At 70.9% G+C, this 23,744-nt stretch carries 19 protein-coding genes, 1 tRNA gene and 1 pseudogene; 7 read left to right on the top strand and 14 right to left on the bottom strand.

The features are described 5' to 3' along the window. Positions 1–41 precede the first annotated feature (41 nt). Entirely contained in the window at positions 42–2,111 is a 2,070-nt protein-coding gene (locus OG623_RS22595) for an SPFH domain-containing protein (RefSeq protein ID WP_406148787.1), read from the bottom strand. A 22-nt stretch (positions 2,112–2,133) separates the two neighbouring features. Then, positions 2,134–3,423 (bottom strand): peptidoglycan-binding protein, encoded by a 1,290-nt coding sequence (locus OG623_RS22590; protein WP_406148785.1) that lies wholly within the window; start codon positions 3,421–3,423, stop codon positions 2,134–2,136. Between the two features lie 169 nt (positions 3,424–3,592). Between OG623_RS22590 and OG623_RS22585 the strand changes: the two genes are divergently transcribed. From OG623_RS22585 to OG623_RS22575, 3 genes are all read left to right on the top strand, one after another. Next, positions 3,593–3,666, top strand: a tRNA-Lys gene (locus tag OG623_RS22585). 320 nt (positions 3,667–3,986) lie between these two features. Then, the gene (locus OG623_RS22580; protein WP_406148783.1) at positions 3,987–5,897 is read left to right on the top strand and encodes a glycosyltransferase family 2 protein; all 1,911 of its coding nucleotides are present in this window, start codon (positions 3,987–3,989) and stop codon (positions 5,895–5,897) included. Further along, entirely contained in the window at positions 5,894–7,828 is a 1,935-nt protein-coding gene (locus OG623_RS22575) for a galactose oxidase-like domain-containing protein (RefSeq protein ID WP_406148781.1), read from the top strand. The genes OG623_RS22580 and OG623_RS22575 overlap by 4 nt, the downstream gene beginning before the upstream one ends. A gap of 33 nt (positions 7,829–7,861) precedes the next feature. On the opposite strand, the gene OG623_RS22570 is transcribed toward OG623_RS22575, so the two are convergent. The 3 genes from OG623_RS22570 to OG623_RS22560 all read right to left on the bottom strand — a co-directional run bounded on the left by OG623_RS22570 (position 7,862) and on the right by OG623_RS22560 (position 10,464). Next, a complete protein-coding gene (locus OG623_RS22570; RefSeq protein WP_406148779.1) occupies positions 7,862–8,890 on the bottom strand; it encodes a glycoside hydrolase family 6 protein in 1,029 nt (342 codons plus the stop codon). A 274-nt stretch (positions 8,891–9,164) separates the two neighbouring features. Further along, positions 9,165–9,899 carry a class F sortase gene (locus OG623_RS22565; RefSeq protein ID WP_406148777.1) on the bottom strand — a complete coding sequence of 245 codons (735 nt, stop codon included), beginning with the start codon at positions 9,897–9,899 and terminating at the stop codon, positions 9,165–9,167. Position 9,900: 1 nt separating this feature from the next. Continuing rightward, entirely contained in the window at positions 9,901–10,464 is a 564-nt protein-coding gene (locus OG623_RS22560; protein ID WP_406148776.1) for a hypothetical protein, read from the bottom strand. Positions 10,465–10,656: 192 nt separating this feature from the next. On the opposite strand from OG623_RS22560, the gene OG623_RS22555 reads away from it, so the two are divergent. Both OG623_RS22555 and OG623_RS22550 read left to right on the top strand, forming a co-directional pair. Further along, positions 10,657–12,168 (top strand): recombinase family protein, encoded by a 1,512-nt coding sequence (locus OG623_RS22555; protein WP_406148774.1) that lies wholly within the window; start codon positions 10,657–10,659, stop codon positions 12,166–12,168. A 138-nt stretch (positions 12,169–12,306) separates the two neighbouring features. Further along, positions 12,307–13,086, top strand: a complete 780-nt coding sequence (locus tag OG623_RS22550; protein ID WP_406148772.1) for an HAD-IIA family hydrolase — start codon at positions 12,307–12,309, stop codon at positions 13,084–13,086. A 20-nt stretch (positions 13,087–13,106) separates the two neighbouring features. Here the strand turns inward: OG623_RS22550 and OG623_RS22545 are convergent, their stop codons facing one another. From OG623_RS22545 to OG623_RS22505, 9 genes and pseudogenes are all read right to left on the bottom strand, one after another. Next, entirely contained in the window at positions 13,107–14,168 is a 1,062-nt protein-coding gene (locus OG623_RS22545) for a 2-aminoethylphosphonate ABC transporter substrate-binding protein (protein ID WP_406148771.1), read from the bottom strand. Positions 14,169–14,214: 46 nt separating this feature from the next. Continuing rightward, entirely contained in the window at positions 14,215–15,012 is a 798-nt protein-coding gene (locus tag OG623_RS22540) for an ABC transporter permease (RefSeq protein ID WP_406148769.1), read from the bottom strand. Then, the gene (locus OG623_RS22535; RefSeq protein WP_406151961.1) at positions 14,999–15,850 is read right to left on the bottom strand and encodes a 2-aminoethylphosphonate ABC transporter permease subunit; all 852 of its coding nucleotides are present in this window, start codon (positions 15,848–15,850) and stop codon (positions 14,999–15,001) included. Before OG623_RS22535 ends, OG623_RS22540 begins: the two co-directional genes overlap by 14 nt. After that, positions 15,847–16,947, bottom strand: coding sequence for an ABC transporter ATP-binding protein (locus OG623_RS22530; protein ID WP_406148768.1), 1,101 nt, complete (start codon positions 16,945–16,947; stop codon positions 15,847–15,849). Before OG623_RS22530 ends, OG623_RS22535 begins: the two co-directional genes overlap by 4 nt. Then, positions 16,944–17,675 carry a phosphonatase-like hydrolase gene (locus OG623_RS22525; RefSeq protein ID WP_406148767.1) on the bottom strand — a complete coding sequence of 244 codons (732 nt, stop codon included), beginning with the start codon at positions 17,673–17,675 and terminating at the stop codon, positions 16,944–16,946. Before OG623_RS22525 ends, OG623_RS22530 begins: the two co-directional genes overlap by 4 nt. Positions 17,676–17,679: 4 nt before the next feature. Next, a pseudogene (locus tag OG623_RS22520) lies at positions 17,680–18,803 on the bottom strand (TIGR03364 family FAD-dependent oxidoreductase). 137 nt (positions 18,804–18,940) lie between these two features. Next, positions 18,941–19,705, bottom strand: a complete 765-nt coding sequence (locus OG623_RS22515; protein WP_406148765.1) for a GntR family transcriptional regulator — start codon at positions 19,703–19,705, stop codon at positions 18,941–18,943. Positions 19,706–19,765: 60 nt separating this feature from the next. Then, on the bottom strand, positions 19,766–20,641 hold the full coding sequence (locus OG623_RS22510; RefSeq protein WP_406148763.1) for a hypothetical protein: 876 nt from the start codon (positions 20,639–20,641) through the stop codon (positions 19,766–19,768). Positions 20,642–20,880: 239 nt separating this feature from the next. Continuing rightward, positions 20,881–22,029, bottom strand: coding sequence for an ROK family protein (locus OG623_RS22505; protein ID WP_406148761.1), 1,149 nt, complete (start codon positions 22,027–22,029; stop codon positions 20,881–20,883). A gap of 56 nt (positions 22,030–22,085) precedes the next feature. Between OG623_RS22505 and OG623_RS22500 the strand changes: the two genes are divergently transcribed. Further along, positions 22,086–23,228: a Gfo/Idh/MocA family oxidoreductase gene (locus OG623_RS22500; protein ID WP_406148760.1), complete on the top strand. Its 1,143-nt coding sequence runs from the start codon at positions 22,086–22,088 to the stop codon at positions 23,226–23,228. Then, on the top strand, positions 23,225–23,704 hold the full coding sequence (locus OG623_RS22495) for a heme-degrading domain-containing protein (RefSeq protein WP_406148758.1): 480 nt from the start codon (positions 23,225–23,227) through the stop codon (positions 23,702–23,704). Before OG623_RS22500 ends, OG623_RS22495 begins: the two co-directional genes overlap by 4 nt. The last annotated feature ends 40 nt before the right edge of the window (positions 23,705–23,744 follow it).

Below are 23,744 nucleotides of genomic sequence, written 5' to 3'. Positions count from 1 at the left end.
GGCTCGGGTTTCGGCGGGCGCTCCGGTGTGCGGGGAGCCGGTCAGACACCGTCCGCGCCGCCCCGGCCGGTGTAGAAGGCCACGGTCAGATCTCTGACCAGCGCCTTGTGCTCGTAGGCGTCGAGCTCGACGATGCCGCGCGCCGTCAACCGTCCGACCGTGTCGTCCACCGCGTCGACCACGGCGGTGAGCACCCCGTCGCGGTGCTTCGCGTCGATGGCCGCGACCCGACACCTCCGCATCGCCGCCGCGACCTCGGGGGCGTACTCGATCGCGGTCGGCTGCGCGGAGTAGACCTCGATACCGACGGGCACGCAGTCCGCCTTCACCATGCGCGTCAGCGCGTCGCCCACCGCCTCCGCGTCACGCAGGGTGCGGGTGGTCCCGTCGAAGGCGTCGGCGGGCAGCTGCGAGAGGACCCGGGCCAGCGCCGCCTCCACCTGGTCGCGCAGATACCGCTCGTGGTCCGCGACACCGAGCGTGGCCCGCGCCGTGTCCCGCACCCGCCAGACGACGAGGACCACGGCCCGCAGCGCGGTGCCGCTCGCGTCCACAGCGGACAGCGCCTCGCTCCGCCAGTGCCGCAGGCGTACGTCGACCCGGCGGCGCCGCAGCAGCGGCGAGATCCACAGGAGACCGGTGCGCCGGACGCTGCCCCGGTAGTCACCGAAGAGCGTCAGCACCGAGGCGTGTCCGGACCTGCCCCGGCCGAGACCGCAGAGCGCGAACAGCACCACCGCCACCACCAGCCCGAGCAGCGCCCAGGCCACGGTGCCGATGCCGTCGTAGGCGCGCACCCCGAGCCCGAGCCTGCCGGTCACCGCAGCGGGCAGCGCGCCCTGCCATCCCAGCACCCCGAGTCCGGCGACCGCCGCCGAAGCGGCGGTGAACAGCGCGGCCCAGCCGGGCAGTTCGGGTCCCCGCCGCTCGGTGAGCCGGGGGTCGGCGAGCGGCGCGGGCCTGGTTGGCCGCTGCGGCGCCCGGCGGGAACGCGGCAGGGGCGGACGCCGCGTGGTCCCGGTGGCCGTGCTGCCGCCCGGGATCCCCGGCCCACCGGGGGGCGGTGGGTCCCGGTCGTCGTCGCGGAAGAGCAGATGTACGGGGATGGGCGCGGTGGTCTCCGTGGTGATGACGGGCTGCCTGCGCCCCGCCCCCCACCAAGCGCCCGGGTCCGTGGCGTCCGCCTTCCGGAGATCCGGCGCCTCACCCCAGGCCCAGCCCTGCGGACCGGCTGCGGGCGGCTCCACTTCCACGCCGCCCTCACCCGAGAGGGCAAGGACCTGCTCGGGCTGCTGCGCCTGCTCCTGCCGGTGCCCCAGGTCCGGCCCGAGCTCCAACGGCTCCGGGCCGGGCCCCGGGTCCGTGTCCGGTCCCACCGGGCCGGTGAGCTGCTCCGGCCCCAGCGGCTCGGGGCCCTGCATCGGCTCTCGGTCCAGGTCCAGGTCGAGTTCCCGGTCCAGGTCCAGGCCGGATTCCCGGTCCGGTTCCAGGCCGAGTTCCCGGTCCGGTTCCGGGGCCGGGCTCAGGTCCAGGACCACCGGACCGGACTCCGACACCGATGCCGCCGGCGGGTCCAGCTCCAGGTCCAGCTCCAGGTCAGCGGAGCCGCTGAGCTGCCCCGGCTCCAACGGCTCGGGGCCACGCACCGGCTCCCGGTCCGCCGGGCCCGACTCCGGCGGCATCACCGCCGACGGGCCAGGGCCCAGGTCCGCCGGACCCGTAGCCGGCTCCGGCTCCGCCTGCCGCCCCGACTCCCGCTCGCCACCCGGTCCCAGCTCCAGCCCCAGTCCCAGATCCGGCCCCAGGCCAAGCCCTGTCGGATCCCCGGCGGGGCCCGTGGCGGCGGCCGTCCGGCCCACCCCGGCCACGGCGTCCAACGCCGGGCCCAGATCCGCCGGGATGTCGTCCTCCACAGCAGCCGTACCCACCACCGGCCCCACAACCACCGGCGCCTTCGGCGCCACCTCACCCGGCGTCCCGCCCTGCGCGCTCCCCACACCGGGGCCGGGCACGATCACCCGTGTGTCCCGTGCGTCCCCCGCCGCGCGCTCGCCCAGCTCGTCCCACTCGCCCCGTACGTTCTCCGTTGACCGCATTGCCGCCTCCGTCATGTCCGTTCCGTCGCTTCACCCGTCACGCGAACAGCCGCCGCCAGGTCTCGGGCCCCGGGTACCCGTCGGCCGCGCTGCCGCTCCACCCCTGGGCCCGCTGGAACGCCTCGACGTTGCGGCGGTCCGCCTCCGTCCAGCGCGGGCCGGGCCCGGTCACGTAGTGCGTGCCGTACCCCTTCTTCACCAACTGGCTGCCGAGGCGCTTGACCTGGCTGCTGGAGCGCCCCGGCTGGAAGAGGCTCGGCCCCGGGTACGCCACGGCCCGGTTCGGGCTGCCGCCGGCTCCGGTGGCGGCGGGGATCCGGTGTCCGGTGCCCTTGACCAGCAGGCTCCAGGTGTCGGGGCCGGGGATGCCGTCCGCCTCCTTGCCCTTCCAGCCCTGCGCCTGCTGGAACGCCTGCGTCGCCCGCTTGTCCGCGTCGCTCCAGCGCGGCCCCGCGCCCACCGCGTAGAAGCGCTTGCCGCCCTGCGCGATGAGCAGCTTCCCGAGCTGGGTCACGTACGCGTTGTTCGCACCGGGGCCGAACTTCCCTGCCCCCGGGAACGCCGTGTTCGAGCCGCTGCCGCTCGCCCCACTGACGATGCCGTTGTAGCGGTAGGCCACGTACTTCGACGAGTTGCTCCAGTACGCCATCGGCGTCGTCGCCTTACGCGTGTTCGGGCGGGTCTGCTCGTACGCGACGTAGTGGGTGTGCGTGCTGTCGGTCCAGCCGCCGAAGACCGTGACGTGCGACCCCACCGCGGGGTCGGCCTGATTGTGGAAGAGGAGGATGTCACCCGGCTCCAGGTCCGCCCTGGCGATCTTCGTCCCGAAGGCGGCGAGGCTGCCGGTCCACTCGTTGGTGCCGAGGTTCCAGGCCATCGACACGAAGCCCGAGCAGTCCTGCCGGTAGCCGTCCGACCAGTACGCCGCCATGTTGTACGGGACCTTCGCCGCCACCCACTTCTTGGCGCGGTCGATGATGTCGGTCCTGGTCGTCGTGCGCGGCGCCGTGTCCGGGGCGGAGGGCGGCCCGGACGCTCCGTCGCTGTTCAGCGGCCCGACCTGGCCCTGCGGGGTGACCGGCTGCGGATCGACCGCCGCGGCACCCCCGGTGGCGCGTCCGACGGCGTGCGCGGCGGCCTGGCCCGCCCCGCAGGTCAGCACCATCCCCGCCGCGGTGGCCAGCACCAGCGCCCGCCGGGCACCGTGTGCGGCCGGGTGCCCGCCGTGGCGTACGGGCAGTGCGGCGGCCGTGCGGCGGCGTTGCGCGCAGCCCGGACATCCACAGTCGGCGGTGGGTTCGTACTCCTCGAAGACCGGCACAGTCATGCGAATCCTCTTCCCCTGGGCAGGCGCGCAAATCTTCCGTACATCAACTTTCCCGGCATACATCATGGTGACGGACTAAAGAGAAAAAACGACCATCCGACAGGCCGTACCGGAGAGGAATTGGTCGGAAGCACTCCCCCACATCGGGTAAAGTTCTCCAGGTCAGCAGGCGCCGTTAGCTCAGTTGGTTAGAGCAGCTGACTCTTAATCAGCGGGTCCGGGGTTCGAGTCCCTGACGGCGCACGCAGCAGCGAGGCCCCTTCACCACAGGTGAAGGGGCCTCGCTCGTGCTCTCCTGGCTGCCGGAGCGCCCCCGAGCACCTTTCGCCGCCCCTGCGCGCCTCGTTCACGGTATTCCCTCAAATCGCACGTATGACGGGTAAACAGCCTGTTTCGCCCTTGCGTTCACGCCGCGTATCGGACAACCTGACCTGGTGTCGTCCGGAGGTCCACGGGGCTCCCGGCCGGGGGAACACCGATCGGCTTACTCGCGGGGTGGGGGATCTCGCAGGCGTACGCAGGGACAGAATTCACGCAGAGTTGCTGCGTGCGGGGGGATGACCATGACGTCGACGCCGTCAGGCGACCGGCAGCACCACGACCCTGCCCACACGGTTCAGCTGCGGCTGCCTCCGCAGCCCCGCACCGGCAGAGCGAGACGGCAGGCGAAGAAGCCACTGCCGCGCTACGACTACGAGCACTACAGCCGGCTCGCCGGGCCTCTGACCCAGCCCGACGCCTCCCGGCCGTACACCGTGCGCTACCGCTCACTCCTCTCCCAGGAGACCCGCCGGATACGCGCGGCCCTGCTGCTGGGCGCCGCACCCCTCGTCTCGCTGGGTCTCTTCGTCTGGCTCATGCAGCCGGGACACTGGACGGAACGCGACCCGAACCTCAAGAACGACACGCTGCTCGTCCTCGACGTCGTGATGCTGGTGTCGATCGGCCTCATCGAGCTCTTCCGCACGATGAACGTCCTGTCGAACGCGCACGCCACCCTGGTGGCCCGCGACCCGGTCCCCGTCATACCGGAGAGCGGCACCAAGGTCGCCTTCCTCACCTCCTTCGTCCCGGGCAAGGAGCCCCTGGCGATGGTGACGAAGACGCTGGAGGCCGCCGTGCGGATCCGGCACCGCGGACAGATGCACGTCTGGCTGCTCGACGAGGGCGACGACCCCGCCGTGAAGGAGGTCTGCGCCCGGCTCGGGGTGCACCACTTCTCCCGCAAGGGCGTCGCCCACTGGAACCAGGCCAAGGGCCCGCACCGGGCGAAGACCAAGCACGGCAACTACAACGCCTGGCTCGACGCGCACGGTGACGCGTACGACTTCTTCGCCTCCGTCGACACCGACCATGTGCCGCTGCCCAACTACCTGGAGCGGATGCTCGGTTACTTCCGCGACCCGGACATCGGCTTCGTCATCGGCCCCCAGGTCTACGGCAACTACGACACCTTCGTCACGAAGGCCGCCGAGTCCCAGCAGTTCCTCTTCCACGCGCTGATCCAGCGCGCGGGCAACCGTTACGGCGCCCCGATGTTCGTCGGCACGAGCAACGCCGTGCGGATCTCGGCCCTCAAGCAGATCGGCGGCCTCTACGACTCGATCACCGAGGACATGGCCACCGGCTTCGAGATCCACCGCCACCGCAACCCGCTCACCGGCCGTAAGTGGCGCTCGGTCTACACCCCCGACGTGCTGGCCGTCGGCGAGGGACCGGCCGCGTGGACCGATTTCTTCACCCAGCAGCTGCGCTGGTCCCGGGGCACCTACGAGACGATCCTCAAGCAGTACTGGAAGGGCTGGTTCTCCCTCCCGGTGGGCAAGCTCTTCAACTACACGATGATGATCATCTTCTATCCGATGTCGGCCATGAACTGGATACTCGCCGCCCTGAGCTGCGCCCTGTTCCTCGGCATGGGTGCGTCCGGCGTCCAGATCGACCCGGTGATCTGGATGATGCTCTACGGCAACGCCACGGCCCTCCAGGTCGGCCTCTACGTCTGGAACCGCCGCCACAACGTCTCGCCGCACGAACCCGAGGGCTCGGGCGGTCTCGCCGGCATGGCGATGTCCGCGCTCTCCGCGCCGATCTACGCCCGCTCCCTGCTGGACGCCGTGCTGCGCCGCAAGAGCTCCTTCGTGGTGACGCCCAAGGGGGACTCGTCCAGCCCGGACACCCTCTTCGGCACCTTCCGGATCCACCTCTTCTTCATCCTGGTCTTCGGCGGTTCGATCATCGCGTCCTACGTCCTCGGACACAGCCACCCGGCGATGGTCACCTGGGCCTCGCTGGCGCTGCTGATCACCGCCGCTCCCATCATCGGCTGGCGGTACACGGTCCGCGCCGAGCGGAAGAAGCGCCGCGCCGGACCACCCTCGCCGCCACCCGAGCCCGTACCGGGGCCCGAGCCCGAGTCCTGGGCGAGCAACGAAGACACCATGCAGATCGCCCTTGGGGGACGTAACCGATGAAGTACCGTCCGAGCCGCCGTACCCGCCGCCTGGCGATCAGTACGGCGGTTGTTCTGGCGCTCGTGGGGGCGAACGGCCCCTGGGTGTACCGCTTCGCCACCGAGCGCTACCACACGTACGCCATCAACCGGCCGGACTACAAGGCGGAGAACGGCCACTGGGACTTCCTCGACATCCCGTCCGAGTTCAAGATCAACACAATCCACGCCGCCCTGCTGCACACCGGCAAGGTGCTGCTCGTCGCGGGCTCGGGCAACAACCAGAAGAACTTCGACGCGAAAAGCTTCCGTTCGGTGCTGTGGGACCCGGACAAGAACACCTACAAGAACATCCCCACGCCCAAGGACATGTTCTGCGCCGGCCACACCCAACTGCCGGACGGGAAGCTCCTCATAGCCGGCGGCACGAAGCGGTACGAGAAGCTGGAGGGCGACGTCACCAAGGCCGGCGGCCTGATGATCGTCCACAACGAGGACCCGGACAAGCCGATCACCCTGCCCGCCGGCACCCGCTTCACCGGCAAGGCCAACGGAAAGTCGTTCGTCACGAAGGACCCGGTGCTGGTGGAGAAGGCCACCAAGGTCTTCGACAAGGAGACCGGCGCGTTCCTGCGCAACGACCCGGGGCTCGGCCGGATCTACGTCGAGGCACAGAAGTCCGGGGCGAAGTACGAGACGGGCACCGAGGACAACTACCGGATATCGGGGCTCTCCGGCTCCGACGCCCACAACGTCTACGGGATCGCGCAGAAGCTGGCCCTCGACAAGAAGGACTTCCAGGGCATCAAGGACGCCTACGAGTTCGACCCGGTGGCCGAGAAGTACATCACCGTCGACCCGATGAACGAGGCCCGCTGGTATCCCACGCTCACCACCCTGGAGGACGGGAAGATCCTCTCCCTGTCCGGTCTTGACGAGATCGGGCAGATCGTGCCGGGCAAGGACGAGATCTACGACCCGGAGACCAAGAAGTGGAACTACACCGGCATCGTCCGGAAGTTCCCCACCTATCCCGCCATCTTCCTCATGAACAACGGCAAGCTCTTCTACTCCGGCTCCAACGCCGGCTACGGGCCCGCCGACGTGGGCCGCGACCCGGGCGTCTGGGACCTGGACACCAACAAGTTCGAGAAGATCCCCGGCCTCAGCGACCCGGACAAGATGGAGACATCGGCGACCGTACGGCTGCCCCCGGCCCAGGACGAGAAGTTCATGGTGATCGGCGGAGGCGGCGTCGGTGAGTCCGACAAGTCCAGCGAGAAGTCACGGCTGGTCGACCTCACGAAGGACGACCCGCGCTTCACGGACGGCGCAAGCCTCTCCGAGGGCACCCGCTACCCGAGCGCCTCCCTCCTGCCCGACGACTCCCTGCTGGTCACCGGCGGCTCCAACGACTACCGGGGCCGCGGCGGTTCGAACATCCTCCAGGCCCGTCTCTACGACGCGAAGTCGGACAGCTACAAGCGGGTCGCCGACCCGGCGGTGGGCCGCAACTACCACTCGGGGTCCGTGCTCCTGCCCGACGGCCGGGTCATGATCTTCGGCTCCGACTCCCTGTACGCCGACGCGGCGAACACACGGCCCGGCACGTTCGAGCAGCGCATCGAGATCTACACCCCGCCGTACCTCTACCGCGACGGGCGCCCGGAGCTGACCGCGGGTCCCAAGCGCATCTCCCGGGGCGGCACCGGGCTGTTCACGACACAGCACGCCTCGTCGATCACCTCGGCGAAGCTGATGCGCCCCAGCGCGGTCACCCATGTCACGGACACGGACCAGCGGTCGATCGCGCTGGACCTGAAGAAGTCCGACGACAGCATCAGCGTGACCGTCCCGAAGAACAAGGCCCTGGCCCCGTCCGGCTGGTACATGCTCTTCGTCACCGACGCCGACGGCACACCCTCCGAGGGCATGTGGGTGGAGATCCCCTGACACGGGGCTCTCCACCCCCTGGGGCCGGCCCGCCTACTTCGTGGCGCGGGCCAGCCCCAGTGCGTACTCCGGCCACCAGTCGCCGGCCTTCGGCCCGCCCTTGCAGTCACCGTCCGACTCCCCCGGACGCTTGATCCACAGGTACGCGTCGACCAGCTCGTCGCCCGTCTTCGTCGTCGGGGACTCGCCGAGCGCACGGCCGGGCGGGTTGCACCAGTTCTCCGCGGGGTCGCCCCCGTCGTACGGGCCGTTGCCGTTACGACTGGTGTCGATCACGAAGTGCTTGCCGCCCACCTTCGCCGACAGCTGCTTGCCGAACTCCGTGCTCGCGGCCGTCGTCCGGAAGTTGGACACATTCACCGCGAAGCCGTCCGCCTCCGCGATCCCCGCCCGCTGCAAGGGCCCGAACAGCGCGTCGGGCGACTGCCAGCCCGCGTTGCCCGCGTCCACGTACACCGTCGTCGCAGGCTGCTGCTTCAGACGCTCGACGGCGCCCTTCAGCAGGTCGTACCGCTCCTCGTGGAACTCCTGGGGCGTGCAGCCGTCCACCAGGTGCAGCAGCGCGTCCGGCTCCAGGATCACCGTCGCCCGGCGGTCCCCGATGCCCTTGGCCACGCCGTCCAGCCATGTCCGGTAGGCGTCGCCGTCCGCCGCCCCGCCCTTCGAGAACTGACCGCAGTCCCGGTGCGGGATGTTGTACAGGACCAGCAGCGCGTCCCGGTCGGCCTGCTCGGCCGCCTCGGTGAAGCCCTTCGCCGCCTCCTGCGGATTGTCCGGGGTGAGCCACTCCGCCACCGGCTGCTCCGCGATCTTCCGGATCAGCTCGGCGTTCTCCTTCTCGCCGTCCTTCGCGTAGGAAGCGGCCTGACGCGCGGCGTTCCCGTCAGGGTTGACCCAGTACGGGTCGTCGCCCTTGGGCCGCTGGCCGATCTCGGCCGGCGCGTCCTTCCCCCCGGCGTCGCCGTCTCCGTCGCCGGACGACGAGCACCCGGCCAACAGCAGCAGAACCGCCGCCGTACCGGCCGCGGCACCCGCCTTCAGTCCGGTGTAACTGCCGTACATCCACTCCCCCTTGGTACCGGTGCACTGCCGGTCGGAGCCATCCTGGCACAGCGGTCCCGGCCCCGGACGCCCCGCCCGGATCCGGACATCCTGCCAAAATCCGTCCGGGGCACGGGCGCCGGCCGCCTACAGTGTCGTCCCAGTACGAACGCCCCGGCCTCCCGCGTCGTGCCCGGGTCACTCCCGCGGCCAGGACACCCGCGGTGGAGGACCGGCCCGGCCGGCGGCTCCGAGGGGGAGCGGGCGCCGGCCGGGCCAGGTGACACCGCCCGCTTCAGGCGCCGCCCCTCGCGGCGCTCCCGGCCTTCGCGGCACTCCCGGCCTTCGCGGCGTCCTCTTCCGCGTCCCTTTCCGTGTCCTTTTCCGCCGTCAGGTACGCCGAGACCACGACATTGGCGGTGTACGCATGGGACGCGTGGTCGTACGTACCGCCGCAGGTGATCAGCCGGAGCTCGGCCCGCCCGTCCTCACGGGGCCCGTACGCCTTCTGCGCGTCGAAGCGTTCCCTGGTGAAGACCTGGACGTCGTCGATGGTGAATTCGGCGGCCTTCCCGTCGGACCTGTCCACCCGGATCTTCTCGCCCGGTCTCGCGGCGCTCAGCCCGTAGAACACGGCGGGCTTCGTCTCGGTGTCCACATGGCCGACGAAGAGCGCGGCGCCCTTCGTGCCGGGCTCGGCGCCCCCGCCGTACCAGCCGACCACGCCCGGGGTGTCGAACGGCGGGGGCTCGATCGCCCCTTCGTCGTCAAGACCGCGCCGCACGATGTCCGCGTCGATCCCGACGGAGGGGATCTCGACCCGCTGCGGCGTCGCGCCGTCGAGCGGATCGTGCGCGGGGGGCAGGGGGACGCCCAGCGGGCGGCCGACCGCCGCGACATCACCGGTCGTCGGGGCCGAGTTGCCCGCGGTGGCCGCACGGCCCCACAGCCACAGTCCCAGCAGCAGTACGGCCCACGCGACACCGGTCAGCAGACGTCCGGTCCCGGCGGGGCGGTCAGGGGCCGCCATGTCAGTGCTGCGCCGGGCGGCGGCGTCGGGCGCTGCGGAACGCGACGGCGACCGCGGCGACGGCGCCCAGGGCGAGGCCGAGCAACGCGTGCCGGGTGCCGGGGCCCTCACCGGCCGCCGCGTCCTGGGCGAGCGCCGCGGTCCCTCCGCCGCCGGCCCGCACGGGGGCGACGGGTGAGGGAGGGCTGTGCCTGCCGACGGTGACCGTGCCGGTGGCCTTGCCGTGGCCGTCCTTGCAGGTCACCTGGATCTCGTAGGTGTCGGGTGCGGCGTCCGAGCGGATCCGGGCCCCGGCGACGAGGCCTTTGCCTTCGGCCGGCTCGAAGCGCGCCTCGGAAGCGAAGGCCTCGGAGCTGCCCCGGGCCGACCTGCCCTTGCCGCAGGCGTCGGTCCGGAGCTCCACCTCCCCACCGGGGGAGACACGGGACGGGCTGACCGAGACCGTGCCCGGCCGCTTCCCCTCCCTGGGGTCGTCGCCTCTGGAATCGGCCGACGCCGCGGACGCCGGAAGGGCTATCGTCCCGGCCACCAGTGCGGCACAGAACGTGAGGGGCAGTGAACGCATCGTAAACCTCCTGAGGGAAGGTTCACGCGTGGGGCGGCACCCCGCATCCGCTGTAGCCCGGTCGGGTTACGGCAGGGGAAGGTCCACCAGGTCGGTGCAATCACCCTTTGGAGTTCGAAACCGTACGTCCGGGCCTGTCACACGCTCAGAAAACCTAGGCTCAGAACCGTTCCTGGCAGCCGCACGGGGGAGATGACAATGCTCACAGTGGGTGGATACGCCCGAATCTCAGACGTCGGACATGTGGGCGACGGCCGCGACGGCCGCGACGGAGTGGTCCGCCAGCGCGAGGACGTCTACGAACTGGCACAGGCCAGGCGCGCGCATATTCACCGCATCTACGAGGACAACGACACCTCCGCGTACAAGCGACGCGTGATGCGCAAGGACTTCGAGGAGATGGTTCTCGACCTCCGGAATGGCCTGATCAGCGGCATCCTGGCGTACAACATCGATCGCATCGCCCGACAGCCGCGCGACCTCGAACGCCTCATCGACATCTACGAGGAGGCCCGCCGCCCGATGATCTTCGGCACCACCGCGGGTGAGTACGACCTGACCACGGATGACGGGCGTTTCCAGGCCCGAATCTACGTGGCCATCGCCAACAAGTTCTCCGCGGACGCCGCACGCAGGATCTCCCGGCAGAAGCTCGCAGACGCCACGGACGGCAAGCCGCACAAGGGGCAGCGGGCTTTCGGCTGGAAAGACACCGAGCGTCTCGACGAGCAGGAGGCCGAACTCCTCCGGCAGGCACGCCAGGACGTGGTCGACGGCAAAACGATCGCGACGCTGCACAAGGAGTGGACAGCACGGGGCATCCGCAGCCCGCAGACGCCGGCGGGCAAGACGATCGGATACAGCAGCGTCAGGTACGTGCTGAGAAACCCTCGCCTGTGCGGCTACCGCGCCTACGTCCCCCAGGAAGTCCGAGAACGGTCCGGCCGTGTGGACCCCGTCGAACATCTCGTCGAGCGCACGGACGGTACGCCCGTCATCGGGCGATGGGATCCGATCTTCACACCCGCGGAGTGGGGAGAGCTGATCGACGTTCTGGACGCCCGGAAGAACACAGGAAGAGGCCGCAGGGCCGGGACCACGGTCACCGAACGACTTCTGGCCGGCATCGCACGCTGCGCGAAGTGCGGCAGCGGCCTCCACTCCGCCGTGTACGCGAAGGGCACTCCCAGCTCCGAGCGGTATGGGTACTACTACGTGTGCAGGACGGCGAACGGCGGGTGCGGCCGTCTGTCCCGCAGCGGCCCTCCGGCGGAGGAGTACGTCGAGAAGGCGTTTCTCGACAACCTCAAGGGGCAATCGCATCGTGCACAGCCCGCCTCGGACGAAGACCTCGAACTGGCCGGAGCCAAGAAGACACTGGAGCAGATCGAGGCGGACAAGGCCGAGGCCCGGCAACTCCGGGCCGACGATCTGTTTTCTCTCCGCGAATTCGCCCGCGAGATCCGTCGCCTGGAGGACAAGGAACGGGATACCAGGGAAAAGGTCTCGGCTCTTTCGGAGACAGTCGTCCGGGCGGGCACGGCGGCTGCCCGCATCGTTCGCGACTGGGAGAACTACACCGTGGACATGAGGCGGCAGGAGATCAGGAGGAGTATCGAAGCCGTGGTGATCAGCGGGGCAGGCAAGGGCGGAGCCCAGCGCGGGCTGTTTCGGCAGGACCTCCTGGAGATCGTATGGAAGTAGCTGATATGGAACTTCAGCGTACAAAAGAGATGAACGGGTCTGGTTCGCCGTCCGTGCTACGAGACATTCCGCCCCCGAACGCGATCAGTGAATAGCATGGCCACCCCGTGAGTCATCGTTTGGCAGGAGTAGCACCCCATGACAGACCAGAAGCCCATCGAATCGTGGCTCACCGACATGGACGGGGTGTTGATGCATGAAGGCGTGCCGATCCCTGGCGCGGATGCCTTCATCAAGAAGCTCCGCGAATCGGGCAAGCCTTTCCTCGTCCTGACGAACAACTCGATCTACACGGCCCGTGACCTGCATGTGCGCCTCAACCGGATCGGTCTCGAAGTACCGGTCGAGAACATCTGGACATCGGCCCTGGCCACCGCTGCATTTCTGGACAACCAGCACCCCGGCGGGACCGCCTATGTGATCGGGGAGGCGGGGCTGACCACAGCCATGCACGAAGCCGGGTACGTGCTGACCGATACCGATCCCGACTTCGTGATCCTCGGCGAGACGCGGACCTACTCGTTCGAGGCCCTGACCAAGGCGATCCGACTGATCAACAACGGCGCCCGTTTCATTGCCACCAATCCTGACAACACCGGCCCCTCACCGGAGGGAGCCCTGCCTGCCACCGGCTCCGTAGCCGCGTTGATCACGAAGGCAACCGGCAAGGAGCCGTACTTCGTCGGCAAGCCCAACCCGCTGATGATGCGCAGCGCGTTGAACACCATCGGTGCGCACTCCGAGAGCAGCGCCATGATCGGCGACCGGATGGACACGGATGTACTGGCGGGGCTGGAGGCCGGAATGGAAACCTTCCTGGTTCTCACCGGGCTGACGACCAAGGATGACCTCACCCGCTATCCGTACCGCCCGACGAGGGTCGTGGACTCGATCGCAGACCTCGTCGACCTCATCTGACCGACGGGCGCCGGCGGTGGTCAGCTGCCCGTGGCCGACTTCCAGTCCTCGACGTACTCGTCCAGCTCGGTGCCGATGGTGGACCAGTCCGGCTCGAAGATCTCCACGCCCTTCATCAGCCCGGCCAGCTCCACCGCGTTGGCGTCGGTGGCCTCGATGTCCTTGCGTGCGCTGAACCCGCCGCCGACCTCGCTGACGTCCTGCTGGGCCTGCTCGGAGAGCATGAAGTCGAGCAGCTTCTTGCCGTTGGCGCTGTGCGGTGCCTTCTCGACCAGCCCGGCGGCGTACGGCAGGGCGAAGGTGGTGGGCTTGCCGTCGCCCTTGGCCGGGAACCAGATGTCGAGGTTCGGCATGTCCTGGGTCTGGGCGAAATTCATCTGGACGTCGCCGTTGGCGATGTACAGCTCGCCCTTGTCGACCTTGGGGGCGAGCTTGCCGGTGGAGGCGGAGGGGCCGACGTTGTTGGTCTGCAGCTTCTTCAGGCAGGCCATGGCCTGCTCCGTGCCGCCGAAGTCGTACATGGCCTTGATGAGCACGGCCGTGCCGTCACCCGCGACGCCCGGTGTGGAGTACTGGACCTTCTCCTTGTACGAGCTGTCCAGGAGCTCGTCCCAGGTCCTGGGCGGGGTCTTCAGCTTCTGCTTGTTGTAGACGAACCCGAAGTAGTTGTTGACGACCGAGGTCCAGGTGCCGTCGGCTGCCTTGTCCGCGGCGTCGACCTGGTCGGATCCGGTCGGTTCGTACGTCTGGAGCAGGCCCTTGGTGCCGGCCTGCTGGATGAACGGCGGCAGCGTGACCAGCACGTCGGCCTGGGTGTTGGACTTCTCGCGGACGGCGCGCTGCACCATCTCGCCCGAGCCGCCCTCGACGTATTCGACCTTGATCCCGGTCTTCTTCTCGAAGTCCTCGAAGACCTTGTCGTACCAGCCTTCGCCGTTCTCCCCCTTGAGGCCGTCGGCGCTGTAGACGGTGACGACCTTCTCGTCCGACGCGGAGGAGGAACCTCCGCAGGCGGTGAGGCCGGCGGCCAGGGCGAGGGTTCCGGCGACCGCGGCCGCCGGCTTCAGGATGCTCGTGCGCATGGGTGTCGTGTCTCCTGGAGGTGTGTGGGTGTGTGCGATACGGGGTTCAGCGGTACGAGGCCCGCGTCCGGATGCGGGATACGGCGAGCAGGACCAGCAGCGTGGTGCCCATCAGGACCACGGAGACGGCCGCGCCGGTGAAGAGGGAGCCCCGGTCGGTGGCCGCGAAGATCTGCACGGGCAGGGGGGTCCAGTCCGGCGGGTAGAGCATCATCGTGGCGCTCAGTTCGCCCATGGACAGGGCGAAGCAGAGACCGGTGGCCGCCGTGAGGGACGGAAGCAGGAGGGGCAGCTTGATCCGCCACAGGATGTAGCCGGGCCCGGCGCCCAGGCCGGCCGCTGCCTGCTCGTACATCGGGTCGAGGCGTCGGATCGCGGCCGACACCGACTGGTAGGCGAATGCCGTGACCAGGAGGGTGTGGGCGAGGATGACGATCCAGCGGGTCCCGTTGAGAAGCACCGGCGGCCGGCTGAACGCGACGAGTACGGCGAGGCCGACGGCGACGGACGGCACGGCGACCGGAAGCATGAACAGGGCGTCCAGCAGCCTCTTGCCCGGCCCGGGGAGGGAGCCTGCGGCGAGCGCGGCCCAGGTGCCGAGCGTGAGGGCCAGCAGGCTCGCGCACACTGCGGTGGCCAGGCTGGTGGTGAGGGCCTGGAGGGAGTCGCCGCCGGTGGCGGCGGCGTAGTGCTCGGCCGTGGGTCCCGAGGGGAAGGCCCCTGACCAGTTCGTGGAGAACGACGCGGCGACGATGACCAGCAGCGGCATCGCGAACAGCGGGACGAAGAGGAGGAGGAAGAGGGCCCAGGTGGCCCACTTCCCGGCCCGGCTATGCACCAGCACGGCGGCTCACCGTCCGATACAGGGTGTAGAGGCCGACGGAGAGGGCGATGTTGACGACGGCGACGACGCAGGCGGCCGGGTAGTCCGACTCCAGGATCGCCTTGCTGTACACGAGCATCGGCAGGGTGGTGACGCCCTTGGCCCCGGTGAACAGCACGATGCCGAATTCGTTGAGGCACATGACGAGGACGAGGCTGCCGCCCGCGGCGAGCGCGGGCAGTGCCTCGGGGAGGATCACCTTCCGCACGATGCGGGCGGGCCCGGCACCGAGCGACGAGGCCACTTCCAGCTGGGCGGTGTCGAGTTGGGAGAAGGCGGCGAGCAGGGGCCGCATGACGAACGGGGTGAAGTAGGTGATCTCCGCGAGGAGTACGCCCCAGGGAGTGGTGAGGAAGTGGAAGGGTCCTTCGGATGCGCCGGTGACACCGGTCCACACGCCGTTCGCCATGCCGACCGTGCCGTAGATGAACAGCAGCGCCAGCGTGATCAGGAACGACGGGAAGGAGAGGAAGACGTCGATGAACTTCGCGACCGCCCTTCCGCCGGGGAACGGGACGAACGCGATGACGAGTGCCAGCGTGAAGCCGAGCACGAGGCAGCCGGCCGTGGAGCCGAGGGCGAGCCAGACGGTGGTGCCCAGGGCCGAGCGGAAGGACTCGGAGGCGAAGACATCGGCGTACGGGGTGAGTGAGGTGCCGCCCTCGTCGGGGGTGAAGGACTGCTGGACGACGAGCGCGAGCGGGTAGAGGAGCGCGAGGGCGAGGACCGCCACGGGGGGGCAGCGCCCAGAGCCAGCCGGTGGTGCGGACCCGGCGGACGGCCGTGGTGGCGGCGTCAGTCATGGGAACCTCCGGCCGGCTGGAGGGCCGGCCCCACCGCGGGGAGCAGTACGGCGTCCTCGGGTGCGAAGTGCAGCGTGACCTTCTCGCCCAGCGCCGGGGGCTCCCGGAGTTCCCTGAGGTCGGCCTTGACGCGGTGGCCGTCGATGTCGGCGTACAGCCGGTGGGTGGAGCCGCGCCACTGGACCTCGGCGACGGTGCCGGTGAGGGCGTTGGGCCCGTCCCCGAGCCCGACCAGGTGCGGCCGGACGCAGAGCGTGGCGGTGGCTCCGGCGGCCACCTCGCCGATGGGCAGCTCCAGTTCGTGCCCGGCGAAGGAGACGGATCCCGAACCGGCCGTGACCGGCAGCAGGTTGGCGTTGCCGACGAACGACGCGGTGAACCGTGTACGAGGCGTGCGGTAGAGCTCCTGCGGGGTGCCGCAGTCCTGGAGCCGTGCCCGGTCCATGACGGCGATCCGGTCGGCGAGGGTGAGGGCCTCGACCTGGTCGTGGGTGACGTAGAGGATGGAGACTTCGGGGAGTTCGCGGTGCAGACGGGCCAGTTCGGCGAGCATGCCGGAGCGGAGCTGGGCGTCGAGCGCGGAGAGCGGTTCGTCGAGCAGCAGGACACCGGGGCGTACGGCGAGTGCGCGGGCGATGGCGACGCGCTGCTGCTGGCCGCCGGAGAGCTCTCGCGGGTAGCGGGCGGCGTAGGCGGACATGCCGACCAGGTCGAGCGCTTCGGCGACCCGGGTGGTGATCTCGGGCTTGTCGACCTTACGGGCCTTGAGGCCGAAGGCGACGTTGTCCCGGACGCGCATGTGCGGGAAGAGGGCGTACTGCTGGACGACCATGCCGATGCCCCGCCGGTGCGGGGGCAGCGCCGTGACGTCGCGGTCGCCGAGAAGGACCCGTCCCGAGACGGGCCGCACGAAGCCGGCGACGGCCCGCAGGGCTGTGGTCTTCCCCGAGCCCGAGGGGCCGAGCAGGGCCATGACCTCGCCGGGTTCCACGGTCAGGTGGAGCCGGTCGAGGACGGTGTTCCCGTCGTACGCGACGCTGACCCCGTCGAACCTGATGCCTCCGGCCGTGGGGCCCGCCACCGTGCCCGTCATGCCTCGGCCCGTGCTGTTCCGGCGGCCGGCGCCGCCTCGGCCCGCGCTATCAGGTCCGGCAGTTCGGCGACGGAGCCGATGACGTGCGTGGCACCGTGCCGGGCGAGCCGGTCCTTGTCGTGGGCCCCGGTCAGGACGCCGGCGACGACGCCGGCTCCGGCGCGTACGCCGCTGAGCATGTCGTACGCGGTGTCTCCCGCGACCACGGTCTGCCGGACGCCGGCCACGGCGCCGGTGCGGAGGAAGGCGGCGAGGACCATGTCGGGGTAGGGGCGGCCCCGGCCTCCCGCGTCGGCGGGGCAGAGCGTCAGGGGGGCCAGGTCCTGCCAGCCGAGTGTGCGGAGAATGGCGTCCTGGGTGGTGCGGGCGAAGCCCGTGGTGAGGACCACGGTGCGGCCGGCCGCCGTCAGTTCCTCGATGGTCTCGCGGGCGCCGGGCACGGGGGCGATCCTGCCGTCGTCGACCAGTTCGCCGTAGGCCTTCTCGAAAGCGGTGTTGGCCGACCGTGCCTTGTCCTCGTCGCCGAAGAGGTGCCGGAAGACGGAGATCTTGGACTCGCCCATGGTGGCGCGTACGTGATCGAGCATCCCGGCGTGCTCGGGGGAGCCCGGTTCGACACCGAGGAGCCCGGCGGCGACGGAGAAGGCCTGCTCGACGAGGCCGCCGTCGGCGACGGTGGTGCCCGCCATGTCGAGGACGACGAGGTCGAGGGAGTCGTGTGTGGTCATTTCTTCACCAGCCCAGTTCGTTCGCGGTCGTTTCGGCGATGGCGGGCGAGCAGGTCATGCCACGTCCGCCGGGCCCGGTGACCAGCCAGGTGGCGCCCCGCACCTGCTGGCGGTGGACGATCCGGCTCGTGTCGGTGCACTGGGCGTAGACCCCGGCCCAGCGGCGGCGGATGCGTGGCAGCGGCCGGCCGAGGAGACGCTCGACGACCCGGGCGAGGTGCTCGTACGGCTCCTCGACGGTGTCGAAGGCGAAGGGGTGTTCGTACTCGTGGGTGTCGCCGATGGTCAGTCCGCCGTCGCGCGCTGGACCATGAGGAGCTGCATCCGGTGTTCGGCGGCGGCCGGGGCCTGGGCCTGGCCGGCGGCGAGGGCGTCGAGGGCCTCGCCGGCGTAGGCGGGGTAGTAGCGGAAGCTGTCGGCGTCGGCGACAGAGGTGGTCAGGTCGTCGCCGAGCGGGTCGGTCTGCATCATCTGGAGGCGTACGCGGCGCACGGGGAGGCCAGGACCGGTGAGTTCGCGGACGAGACCACCGAGCGAGGCGCCGGTGCACAGGAGAACGGCGTCGCCCGTGTGCACATCGCCGTGGTCGTCGCGGACGGCGTTGTCGCCGATGACCTCACGGACCTCCCGGCCTCCGATGTAGGTGAAGCGCCCTGAGGCCAGAAGCACCTGCTTCAGGGCCAGTTGGGCGGTCCTCGGCTCGACGGCCGCGTCCCGCTCGCACCACAGGGCGGCCTCGAAGTCCCCGCGCAGCGCCGGGTTGACGGCCCGCGCCTCGTCGGCGGTCAGCAGCTTGTAGCCGCGGGCTGCGGCGTCGGGACGGGCGACGGCCGCCTCGGCGACCGCCAGCTCCAGTGCGCCGCGTACCGGGGTGAGCGATCCGCAGGCGCGGAAGCCGAGCTCCGGCAGCCGCCGGCCGATGTCCTCCCAGAGCTCACGGGCCCGGAGCGCGGTGTCCAGTTCCTCACCGCCCGCCCGGCCGCTCACCCATATCTGGCCGAAATTGCGGAGGGACGCTCCGCGGGCCTCGCTCTCCCGCTCGATCTGTACGACCTCGTGGCCGCGGTTCACTGCGTGCCAGGCGTGCATGGTTCCCACCACGCCGGCTCCTACGACGATGACTCTCACATCGGCAACGCTCCTGGCAGCGGGTGGCCCGGACCGATCCGCGCAGCAACGGGAGCGTGAACGACCACCCAAGCTTGGACCAGACCCGTTATCCTTTCGTGATCAAGGCGACTGGGTGAGCCGCCCCTGATCTCCGGTCAGCCGTGTGCGTCCAGCTGCGTCGTGAACGAGAACCTGTCCCCCCGGAACAGCGTCCGCACCCGCTCCAGCGGCCGTGCGTCCACGTCCCGCGACATCCGGTGGAGCAGCAGCATCGGCAGTGCGGGCGGCGTGCCGATCAGCAGTGCCTCGCGCGGGGTGGCCAGCACGGTCTCGATCCGTTCGTCCGCGCCCCCGAAGGCGATGCCGAGCCGGTCGGTGAGGTAGGAGTAGAACGACGAGTCGGGTTCGAACTCCTCGTCCAGGCGGGGGACACGGGCCACGGAGACATAGGTGCTCTCAAGGCCCACCCGCTCCTCGTCGGCGAGCAGCACCCGCTCCAGGTGCCAGACGGCCTCACCGCGCGCCACGCCGATCTCCTCCGCGAGTGCCTCGGGGCAGGGGAAGCGGTCGAGCCCGATGAGATGACGGCCGGGGGCGCGGCCCTGGCGGCGTACGCCCTCGGTGTAGCTGGCGAGCGAGAGCGGCTGTTCGAGCTTGGGGCCCGCCACGACCGTCCCCCGCCCCTGTCTGCGGAGCCTGCCCTCCAGCAGCAGCTCACGCAGCGCCTGCCGCACGGTCTCGCGCGACACCTCGAAGCGCACCGCGAGATCGCGCTCCGTGGGCAGCGCGCCGCCCTCGCCCAATTCACCTATCAGGGCGGAGACCCGAGCCTTCACCGCGTAGTACTTGGGGATACGGCCGTGCTCCGGGATGCCGGAACGGATCGGTGCGCCAGGTGCCTGGTCGGTCGGGAAGTCCACGCCGTGATGGTGGCAGATACATATGAACTGAACGTGGCGCTCCGTGCGGAGCCGGGCGGGTCAGTGCCGTACGCGACGGATCCTGCGGGCGCCCGCCAGGGCCGCCACACCGCCCGCGAGCAGCGCACCCGACGCGGTTCCGGCCGCGGCGGCCTGCTCCCCCCGCCCGGTGCGGGCCAGTTCGGAGGGGCCGGTGCCGGTGCCGCCGCTCTCGTCGGCGTCCCCGTCGGGTCCGGCCCGCTCCACGTCGGTACCGCCGTCGGGGCCGCCCTCGACGACGGTGAAGGTGTAGTCCTCCGACTCCCCCACCCAGTCGCCGTCGTCCTCGCGCGCCTTCGCCGCCGCCAGCCGCTGCACGACGGCCGCGTCGGCAGTGATCCGTCCCGGCTCGGTGTCCGAGGTGAAGGCCATCCGGACCTCGACGGTGACGGTGCCCCTGGCGGGCACGGTGAAGCCCGGGAAGTCGTCGTCATCGCCGCCGCCGAACACACCGATCTGTTCGTGCCGTTCCGTGCTCTCCCAGGTGACACGGTGCCGCGCGTCGGGATCGGACGCGTCGGAGAACTCCAGCTGGACCTGGCTGGGCTTGAGGGTGCGGTCCTCGTCGGTGAGCACCAGCACCGGATGGATGGCCCGGCAGGGCTCGGACGTGGTGTTGGTGAGGTCGAGATACCAGATCCCGTAACCGCCGCCGGAGGCGTACGAGTCCGGGCCGCCGTGGATCCGGGTCTCGATGGGGAAGTGCGCGGCGTCCGGCTCTCCGCAGGCGGGCTGCCGGTCGCCGGCGACGACGGCGGTGGGGGAAACCGCTGCGGCGTCCGCCTGGGCGCCGCCGAGCAGAACGGCGGGTACGGCGAATCCGGCCGCAAGCCCGAACGTCCCGAGCGTGGAGAAGACACGGCCGTCACGTGGCCGTGCGGGGGGCTTGGGGGGCATGGGAGAACACCCTTCGCTGCTCGCGACCGACCGGCACGAGGTCCGGCTGCCGCGGACGACGCTGCCACGCGCGCGCGTGGGCGGCCACCGCCGACCCGGCCGAACCGCCCGTCCGGGCGCGGAAGTCCGCCCGATCAGCCCTGCCGGGGCGGCTCCTGCCGGGGCCGCTCCTGCCAGAGCTGCTTCCGCTGGGGCCGCTCCTGCCGGGGCCGCTCCCGCTGTCAGGGCCGCTCCCGCTGTCAGGGCCGCTCCCGCCAGGGCCGCTCCTCGTCCTCGCCCGCCCGGCCGAAGAGCGGGGCCAGGACCAGCTGGGCGGCCCCTTCGGCGACGGTGCGGTCGCCGCCGGCCACCGTGACGGGGGCGGGGACGGGGGCGCCCTCCCGCAGGGCGCGCTCCTCGATGACGGCGCGTACCCCGCTGACGTAGGCGTCCTCGGCGGCCGCGACGGTACGGCCGCCGAGGACGACCCGGTCGATGTCGAGCAGTCCGACGAGGTTGGCGGCGCCCGCCCCGAGGATCCTGGCGGCCTCGGCGATGTCTCCGCGGGCGGCGGCGGCCAGGCACAGCGTCTCGATGCAGCCGCGCCCGCCGCAGTCGCACGGGGGGCCGTCCAGCTGGAGGGTCTGGTGGCCGAACTCTCCGGCGCCGGTACGGGCTCCGCGGTGCAGCGCCCCTCCGAGGACGAGACCGGCGCCGAGGCCGGTACCCAGGTGGAGATAGGCGAAGTCGGTCCCGTGGGGTTCACGCAGGGCGAGGCCGAGCGCGGCGGCGTTGGTGTCCTTGTCGACGACGACGGGCAGTCCTATGTGCGCGGCCAGTGCGTCACGCAGCGGGTAGCCGTCCCACTGCGGGAAGCCGGTGACCCGGTGCAGCACCCCCTCGCGGTGGTCCAGCGGGCCCGGCAGGGCGGCGCCCACACCGAAGAGCCGCCGGGCCGGGGTCCTGGGGGCCCGGGGCCCCTCCGCCCGTACCGTCCGCACCGCGTGGGCGGCCATGGCCAGGACGTCGGCGGCCGGGGCGCCGAGGTCGAGCGGGAAGGTGCGGGTGGTGACCGTGGTGCCGGCGAGGTCGGCGAGGACGGCGGTGAGTTCATCGCGGTCCAGGTGCAGCCCGACGGCGTGTCCGGCGTCCGGGACCAGCCGCAGGACGGTGCGCGGCTTGCCGCCCGTGGAGGCGAGCCGGCCGGCTTCGGCGGCGAGGCCATCGGCGCGGAGCCTGGCGGTGATCTTGCTGACGGCCTGCGGGGTGAGCCCGGTGCGCTCGGCGAGCGCCGGCCGGCTGATGCCCCGCTCACCCGCGACACGCAGCAGGTCGAGGACGAGCGAGGCGTTGTGGTGGCGCAGGGCCGGCAGATTCGCTCCGCCGCTCCTGCTGTTGCTCCTGTTCACCGCACCATTGTCCCCTTCGCTTGCACTTTGGCAACAGCGTTGCTTAAGTGGGTCGCATGACTGCCAACACTCCTCTCCGCGTCGGGCTCGTCGGCTACGGCCTGGCGGGTTCCGTATTCCACGCCCCGCTGGTCTCCGCGACCGACGGCCTCGTCCTGGACACGGTCGTCACGTCGAACGAGGAGCGGCAGTCGCAGATCCGCGCCGAGTACCCCGGCGTGCGGGTGGCGGCCTCGCCCGACGAGCTGTGGCCGCGCGCGGACGAGCTGGACCTGATCGTGATCGCCTCGCCGAACAAGACGCATGTCCCGCTCGCGAGGGCGGCGCTCGAAGCCGGTCTGCCGGTGGTCGTGGACAAGCCGCTCGCCGGTACGGCAGCCGAGGCCCGCGAGCTGGCCGCGCTGGCCGAGGAGCGCGGACTGCTGCTCTCGGTCTTCCAGAACCGCCGCTGGGACAACGACTTCCTCACGCTGGCCGGTCTGATCGAGGACGGCGAGCTCGGTGAGGTGCAGCGCTTCGAGTCGCGCTTCGAGCGGTGGCGTCCGCAGCTGAAGGGCGGCTGGCGGGAGTCGGGCGCCCCGGAGGAGATCGGCGGGCTGCTGTACGACCTGGGCAGCCATGTCGTGGACCAGGCGCTGGCGCTGTTCGGTCCCGCGGTGCGGGTGTACGCGGAGTCCGACGTACGCCGCCCGGGTGCGGCGGCCGACGACGACACCTTCATCGCGATCACGCACGCCGGCGGGGTGCGCTCGCATCTGTACGTGAGCGCGACCACGGCGCAGCTCGGCCCGCGTTTCCGGGTGCTCGGCTCGAAGGCGGGCTATGTGAAGTACGGCCTGGACCCGCAGGAGGCGGCGCTGCGTGAGGGTGCGCGCCCGGCGGCCGGCGTGTCGTGGGGCGAGGAGCCGGAGGAGCTGTGGGGCAGGATCGGTTCGGGTGAGTCCCCGCAGACCGGCGGGGGCGACCCGGTCCGCACGCTGCCCGGCGACTATCCCGCGTACTACGCCGCCGTGACCGCAGCCCTGCGCGGCGAGGGCGGCAATCCGGTGACGGCGACACAGGCCGCCGCCGCGCTGGACGTCCTGGAGTCTGCGCGGCGCTCGGCCCGCGAGGGAGTGTCCGTGACCCTCGACCCCCACCACGACGCCCATGACAGCGCCCGTGACGACGCCCGTGACGACAAGGAGCCCCACGCATGAGCCCCAGCGCGCCGACCATCTCCGAGCTGATCGCGCAGGAGCGGCGTCTGACGCTGCCGCGCTTCGGCTACGACGACGCGTACGCGCTGGGCGGTCTGCTGGTCGCGCTGGCCCGTGAGCGGCACGCCCCGGTGGCGATCGACATCCGGCGCGGCGGCCAGCAGCTGTTCCACGCCGCGCTGCCGGGTTCGAGCGCGGACAACGACGCCTGGATCGACCGTAAGCGGAAGGTGGTCGAGCGGTACGGCGAGAGCTCCTACCTGGTCGGCACGAGGTTCCGGGCGAAGGGCACCACGTTCGAGGAGTCATCGCGCCTCGACCTGGACACCTATGCCGCGCACGGTGGTTCGTTCCCGATCGCGGTGGAAGGTGCCGGCGTGATCGGTTCCGTCACGGTGTCGGGTCTGCCGCAGGCCGAGGACCACGCGCTGGTGGTGGAGGCCCTGGAACGGTTCACGACAGGCCCGCAGGACTGACCGGGAGCGGCCACGGTCACGGCCGCCGGGGTCGGGTCGG

The sequence above is a fragment of the Streptomyces sp. NBC_01012 genome, assembly GCF_045162755.1.
Lineage (GTDB): Bacteria > Actinomycetota > Actinomycetes > Streptomycetales > Streptomycetaceae > Streptomyces.
This window is presented reverse-complemented; position numbering and strand designations above follow the sequence as displayed.

Coding starts and splice junctions, on each gene's coding strand:
- OG623_RS22595 (WP_406148787.1), bottom strand. CDS start 2,111: ATGACGGAGGCGGCAATGCGGTCAACGGAGAACGTACGGGGCGAGTGG.
- OG623_RS22590 (WP_406148785.1), bottom strand. CDS start 3,423: ATGACTGTGCCGGTCTTCGAGGAGTACGAACCCACCGCCGACTGTGGA.
- OG623_RS22580 (WP_406148783.1), top strand. CDS start 3,987: ATGACGTCGACGCCGTCAGGCGACCGGCAGCACCACGACCCTGCCCAC.
- OG623_RS22575 (WP_406148781.1), top strand. CDS start 5,894: ATGAAGTACCGTCCGAGCCGCCGTACCCGCCGCCTGGCGATCAGTACG.
- OG623_RS22570 (WP_406148779.1), bottom strand. CDS start 8,890: ATGTACGGCAGTTACACCGGACTGAAGGCGGGTGCCGCGGCCGGTACG.
- OG623_RS22565 (WP_406148777.1), bottom strand. CDS start 9,899: ATGGCGGCCCCTGACCGCCCCGCCGGGACCGGACGTCTGCTGACCGGT.
- OG623_RS22560 (WP_406148776.1), bottom strand. CDS start 10,464: ATGCGTTCACTGCCCCTCACGTTCTGTGCCGCACTGGTGGCCGGGACG.
- OG623_RS22555 (WP_406148774.1), top strand. CDS start 10,657: ATGACAATGCTCACAGTGGGTGGATACGCCCGAATCTCAGACGTCGGA.
- OG623_RS22550 (WP_406148772.1), top strand. CDS start 12,307: ATGACAGACCAGAAGCCCATCGAATCGTGGCTCACCGACATGGACGGG.
- OG623_RS22545 (WP_406148771.1), bottom strand. CDS start 14,168: ATGCGCACGAGCATCCTGAAGCCGGCGGCCGCGGTCGCCGGAACCCTC.
- OG623_RS22530 (WP_406148768.1), bottom strand. CDS start 16,947: ATGACGGGCACGGTGGCGGGCCCCACGGCCGGAGGCATCAGGTTCGAC.
- OG623_RS22525 (WP_406148767.1), bottom strand. CDS start 17,675: ATGACCACACACGACTCCCTCGACCTCGTCGTCCTCGACATGGCGGGC.
- OG623_RS22510 (WP_406148763.1), bottom strand. CDS start 20,641: ATGCCCCCCAAGCCCCCCGCACGGCCACGTGACGGCCGTGTCTTCTCC.
- OG623_RS22500 (WP_406148760.1), top strand. CDS start 22,086: ATGACTGCCAACACTCCTCTCCGCGTCGGGCTCGTCGGCTACGGCCTG.
- OG623_RS22495 (WP_406148758.1), top strand. CDS start 23,225: ATGAGCCCCAGCGCGCCGACCATCTCCGAGCTGATCGCGCAGGAGCGG.